The following is a 6,070-nucleotide window of genomic DNA, read 5'->3' as shown; positions in this document are numbered from 1 at the left end:
TAAATTGATAATTATCACCATAAGTAGTATAATTAAACTGTATACCATTTTGTTTTAACACACAATTATTATACAAGAATCCCAAACTCTTTTGAAATTGGGATTCTTGTATAATAAAGGGTGTAGCACTATTTTCTAGTGATACAGCCCCATTTCCCTAAATTCAAAATAATCTTTATAGAATCCATATAGATTACAATAATTATTTGACTTCTACATCATTATATTTCTTTGAGTATACCTTAGTCATATAGAAATATATAGGAACTACAATTATCATCCCTCCTAATCCCCAAACTATCTTCATAGGTTCATCTATACCTGCTTTTATTAGTAATAATATACTTATAATAACTGCAAATATTGGTATAATTGCTCCTCCAGGTATTCTAAAATTTACATCTTTACTAGCATACTTCTTTCTTAATATCAATACAGCTAAACAGGTAGGAATATATTGAATAAATCTAGATACAACACTTATTTGAGATAATGTTGTAAATGAGCCCGACCATGCTATTAATAGAGTTCCTATAACAGATACTATAATGGCTATATATGGAGCTCCATTTTTATTAGTTTTTCTTATAGACTTAGGCATTAATCCTTGCTCAACCAAAGCAGCAGCGGACCTTGGTGTAAATATAGATGATGCAATATTTATACCTCCAACAGATACTATAGTTCCTATTGTAATTATATACCCACCTATAGGACCTAACATCTTAATAGCAGCATCTGCAACAGGAGTAGCTGACCCTGCTAATCCATTGCCTAATACACCTATACTTATTCCCAGTATAAGCATATATATTACTGATACCACAAACATTACCATTACCAGTGCTTTAGGTACATTTTTCTTAGGATTCTCCATATCTTTTGCTGCAACTGCTAAAGATTCAAATCCTGTAAAAGCATAAAATAAAGTTATAGATACTGCTACAAAAGCTGACGATGCACTTTGACCTTTTTGTATTATTACAAATGGTGTAAAATTAGAACCTTTTATAAAGAATAAGCCTACAGCTATAAATAAAACTATCGGTAATAATTTTCCTATAGTCATTATATTGTTTAAATGCTTAGATTGTTTCATTCCCATAAAGTTTATAATCCCAAGTCCTACAACTAGTATACCAATTATTATATTTTTAGTAAGTGGTTCTGCTGCCTGAGGCCATACAGATGATAGTGTTACAGCAAAGAAATTTGCCATAGTAGCCCAAGCAATCATACTAACTATCCATTTCATAAATCCAACTTCAAATCCAATAAAATCTCCAAACGCCTCTTTTGCATAAAGATATGGACCTCCGTCAGTATCAAACCAACTACCTGCTTCAGCAAAACATAAAGCGATAGAAACAGCTAAAAACATACAAAAAACTAATACTAATATACTTGCTGGACCTATATCTGTATAAGCATCGCCAGGTAACCCAAATATACCTGACCCTATTATTGCATTGATTCCTAATAATACAATACTCCAAAAACCTAACTTAATGCCTTTTTCCATTGTTATTCCCCCCAAACCCAACTTAATATAGTTATAATTATTTAGATGCTTCTTTAACTATTGCCATAAATATTTTTTTCATATTATCATAATCTCTAGTCATCATTTCTGGATGCCATTGTATTCCTATTACAAACTCACTTCCCTCCTTTTCTATAGCTTCAATCAAGCCATCTTTAGCTGTAGCTGAAACAATATATCCTGGTGCTACCTTATTGACAACTAAGTGGTGAAAGCTATTAACTAAAATTTCTTTTTCTCCTAATATTTCATATAACTTTGTTCCCTCTTTTATCTGTGCTGTATGTGTAGGTATGTTAGATAAATGTTGCTGATTGTGTTTAATATAAGCTCCTTCAACTAGAGATAAATCTTGATATAAACTACCTCCCTCAGCTACATTTATAATTTGTTCTCCTCTACATATACCTAAAACTGGTTTTTTCATATCTAAAGCATGTTTTAATAATTTCATATCAAAAACATCTCTCTTTGGTGATATTGCACCTAACTTATTATGAGGTTCTTCTTTCCATATAAGCGGATTTATATCTTGTCCTCCAGATAGTATAAGCGCGTCTATATTAGATACTTGCTCCTTTATAATCTCATCATCATATACAATCGGTACAATATATGGTATAGCTTTACACATAACTACTGATTGTATATAGTCATTATTTACATAAGCTCTTTCATAGCCAGGAAACATTCCCCCCTCATCAATTAATAAATTGCCTGATATTCCTATTACTGGATATTTCTTTTTAACCACTTTCTTCACCCCTTAACTTATTTGTGAACAATAAAAAATGCTACTTCTCTATTAAAGAGCAAGTAGCATACCAATATTTTATTTATTTAAAGATTATAATTCATTTTAGAAATACTTTTCCTAAATACTAGTAATATAAATAATTTTATTGACTTATATTTTATTTTAATCCTGTTTAATTTGACTTTTATGAATGGTCTTAAGTCTAACTAATGGGTAAAATAGGTATTTATATTTTCCTTTTTAGTAACCTAATTTACTACTAATACATCTATCCCTTCTGGTAATGAAAATAACTTGTATATATCCTTTTGCTTTATACTCCTATTTATAGTTATTATTTTTGAAACATCTTTTACATATTTTTTTATTTTTAATACTCTGTCATCTATCATTACCAATATTATGTCACCTTTTATCGATTCTTTTTCTGTTATTTTATTTAAATAATAGTTTTTTATCATTACTTTATCTTTAAATATCAGTTCTAAATTTTTATTTAAAAAACATTCTAGTTTAGATAGCCCATCAGTTACTACTGCTATTGTTTTCATCTTATTACTCCTTTTAAAATATACTCTACTCTTTTATAATATACATTTAATTTTCACTTTAATACTATCAAAAAATTGTACATTTAGTATACTAACATATTCATTTATTGGTTTTATGTCCCACGTATCATAGTCGTAATGCCTATCATATTTCTTAAACTTATATAGAGCAAAAATTGTGCCAATTATAAAAAAGATGGAATAACGAATCGTTACTCCACCTTTCTTTGTGATAAAAAATCGTATATATCAACACTATATGCTACTCTTCTAAACACAAACAGTATCTATATGCTATAACTTTTCACCATTAGATTCTATTACTTGTTTATACCAGTTAAAACTCTTCTTCTTAATCCTAGACAAGTCTCCACTTCCATCATCATACTTATCCACATATATAAACCCATATCTCTTAGCCATCTCACCAGTAGATGCACTTACTAAGTCTATACATCCCCATGGAGTATATCCAAATAAATCAACACCATCTTCTACAGCTTCCTTCATTTGCTCTATATGCTCTTTTAAATATTCTATACGATAGTTATCATTTATTACTCCATTAGGTTCTTTTTTATCATAAGCTCCTAAACCATTTTCAACTACCATCATAGGTATTCTGTATCTATCATAAATCTCATTTAATGAATATCTAAGCCCTTTAGGGTCTATTTGCCACCCCCATTCACTAGACTTAAGATATGGATTTTTTACTCCACCTAATATATTACCACTTGTATTAGCTTCTTTAGAATCGCTACTTACACATATAGACATATAGTAACTAAATGTATAGAAATCTACACAACCTTCTTTTAAAATTTCTAAATCGCCTTTTTCCATTTTTATTTCGATACTATTTTCTCCAAAATACCTATTCATATAACTTGGATATTCGCCACGCACTTGTACATCTCCACAGAAATAATTCATTACTCTACTATCTCTTTGAGTTTTAACTACATCATCTGGATTACAAGTATAGGGATACATTGTTGCAAATATTTGCATACATCCAACTTGATAATTTGAATCTATTTCATGAGCTAACTTAACAGCCTTAGCACTTGCTACAAATTGATGATGTAACCCTTGAAAACGAAGTTGAGGTATATCTACTTGGTTTATAAAATCTGTAGTTCCTTTATTTAATATCCCTTGTGATAAGTAGCCTCCCATAGGCATAGTAGCCGAATTTATTTCATTGAATGTTAGCCAATATTTTACTTTTCCTTTATATCTCTTAAATATTGCTTCACAGTAATTCATATACAGGTCTATTACCTCTCTCGAAACCCATCCATTGTATTTCTCTGTTATTGCAAAGGGTACTTCATAGTGGGATATTGTTATTAATGGCTCTATATTGTATTTTAAGCACTCATCTATTACATTTTCATAAAACTTAAGTCCTAATTCATTTGGCTCTTTCTCCATTCCTGTTGGAAATATTCTAGTCCATGCTATTGAAAATCTAAACACTTTAAATCCCATTTCTGCAAATAAAGCTATATCTTCTTTATATCTGTGATAAAAATCTATTGCTTCATGACTTGGGTAGAATGTTCCTTTTTCTATAATTCTCGTTATTTTTTTACTTACCGTTTGAGAGCCTCCAGTACACATATCTGAGCAAGATGGTCCTTTCCCATCTAAATTCCATGCTCCTTCACATTGATTTGCAGCTGTTGCTCCCCCCCACAAAAAATCTTTTTTAAATGACATATCTATATCCTCCTATTCTAATTCTTTACCATTTGATGCTATTACTTTTTTATACCAGTCAAAACTCTTCTTTTTGCTACGTTTTAAAGTTCCGTTTCCATCATTATCTTTATCCACATATATAAATCCATAACGCTTTTTCATTTCTCCAGTACTAGCACTTACTAAATCAATACATCCCCATGGAGTATACCCCAATAAGTCAACACCATCTAACTCAACAGCATCTATCATAGCTTTTATATGAGCACGTAAGTAATCAATTCTATAATCATCATTTATATTACCATTTTCCTCTGGATTATCTACTGCTCCTAGTCCATTTTCAACTATAAATAATGGTTTTTGATAACGGTCATATAAAGAATTCATAGTTATTCTAAGCCCTAGTGGGTCTATTTGCCATCCCCACTCACTTGCACCTAAGTATGGATTTTTAAGGCTTGCAAAAACATTTCCTTCTGTTAAAATATTTACTTCAGGGTCTGCACTTGTAAGTCTTGATGAATAGTATGAGAACGATATAAAATCTACTGTATTTTCTTTAAGTATCCTTTTATCATCTTCTTCCATCGCTATATTTATTCCTTTTCGCTCCAATTCTTTTAGGGCATAAGCTGGATATTCTCCACGAGATTGTACATCTATAAAAAAGTAGTTTTCCCTATCTTTTTCTATAGATTTCCATACATCCAATGGATTACAAGTATTGGCATAAGTGTTTCCTGCAGCTAACATACACCCTATTTTAAATTCTGGACTTACATCATGAGCTAGTTTAGTAACTAATGCACTTGCAACTAATTGATGATGCGCAGCTTGATATTTTATTTGTGTTTCATTTTCACCTTCTTCAATATATAGTCCTGCACCTATAAATGGTAAATGAAGTATCATATTTATTTCATTGAATGTCAGCCAATACTTTACTTTTCCTTTGAATCTTATAAATATGGCTTCACAGTATTTTACATATAAATCTACTAGCCTACGATTCCTCCATGCACCATATTTTTCTACCAAATACATAGGGACATCAAAGTGGCAGATTGTTACTACTGGTTCTATTCCATATTTTAAACACTCATTGAATATATCTTCATAGAATCTTAATCCCTCTTCATTTGGAGCTTCCTCAACTCCTGTGGGAAATATTCTAGTCCATGCTATTGACATACGATAGCATTTAAATCCCATCTCCGCAAATAATTTTATATCATCTTTGTAATTATGATACATATCTATTGCTTCATGAGCTGGATAATAATATTCATCATCACATTCAAACATTTTCATTTTTCCAGCTAAAACTGGAAATCTATTTTCTCCTTGTGGTATAACATCAACATTAGCTAAACCTCTACCACCTTCTTTATATCCACCTTCACATTGATTTGCAGCTGTTGCTCCCCCCCATAAAAAATCTTTTCTAAGTGCCATAGCTCTACCTCCAATAATTTATTTATAGTAAATCTCTTTTAAAATAAAAAT

The 6,070-nt window shown here is 30.6% G+C and carries 5 protein-coding genes; all 5 read right to left on the bottom strand.

What is annotated here, in order from left to right:
- Positions 1 to 202 precede the first annotated feature (202 nt).
- The gene (locus KGF39_RS10395; protein WP_227822255.1) at positions 203 to 1,522 is read right to left on the bottom strand and encodes an APC family permease; all 1,320 of its coding nucleotides are present in this window, start codon (positions 1,520 to 1,522) and stop codon (positions 203 to 205) included.
- 37 nt (positions 1,523 to 1,559) lie between these two features.
- On the bottom strand, positions 1,560 to 2,306 hold the full coding sequence (locus KGF39_RS10390) for a gamma-glutamyl-gamma-aminobutyrate hydrolase family protein (RefSeq protein ID WP_161802989.1): 747 nt from the start codon (positions 2,304 to 2,306) through the stop codon (positions 1,560 to 1,562).
- Positions 2,307 to 2,548: 242 nt separating this feature from the next.
- Positions 2,549 to 2,851: a hypothetical protein gene (locus KGF39_RS10385; protein ID WP_227822254.1), complete on the bottom strand. Its 303-nt coding sequence runs from the start codon at positions 2,849 to 2,851 to the stop codon at positions 2,549 to 2,551.
- A 294-nt stretch (positions 2,852 to 3,145) separates the two neighbouring features.
- Positions 3,146 to 4,579 carry a glycoside hydrolase family 1 protein gene (locus tag KGF39_RS10380; RefSeq protein WP_227822253.1) on the bottom strand — a complete coding sequence of 478 codons (1,434 nt, stop codon included), beginning with the start codon at positions 4,577 to 4,579 and terminating at the stop codon, positions 3,146 to 3,148.
- A gap of 12 nt (positions 4,580 to 4,591) precedes the next feature.
- Positions 4,592 to 6,019: a 6-phospho-beta-glucosidase gene (locus KGF39_RS10375; protein ID WP_227822252.1), complete on the bottom strand. Its 1,428-nt coding sequence runs from the start codon at positions 6,017 to 6,019 to the stop codon at positions 4,592 to 4,594.
- Between the last annotated feature and the right edge of the window lie 51 nt (positions 6,020 to 6,070).

Source organism: Clostridioides sp. ZZV14-6345, from assembly GCF_020657775.1.
Lineage (GTDB): Bacteria > Bacillota > Clostridia > Peptostreptococcales > Peptostreptococcaceae > Clostridioides > Clostridioides difficile_D.
The sequence above is the reverse complement of the archived record's forward strand: the minus strand, read 5'-3'. Positions and strand labels throughout refer to the sequence as shown.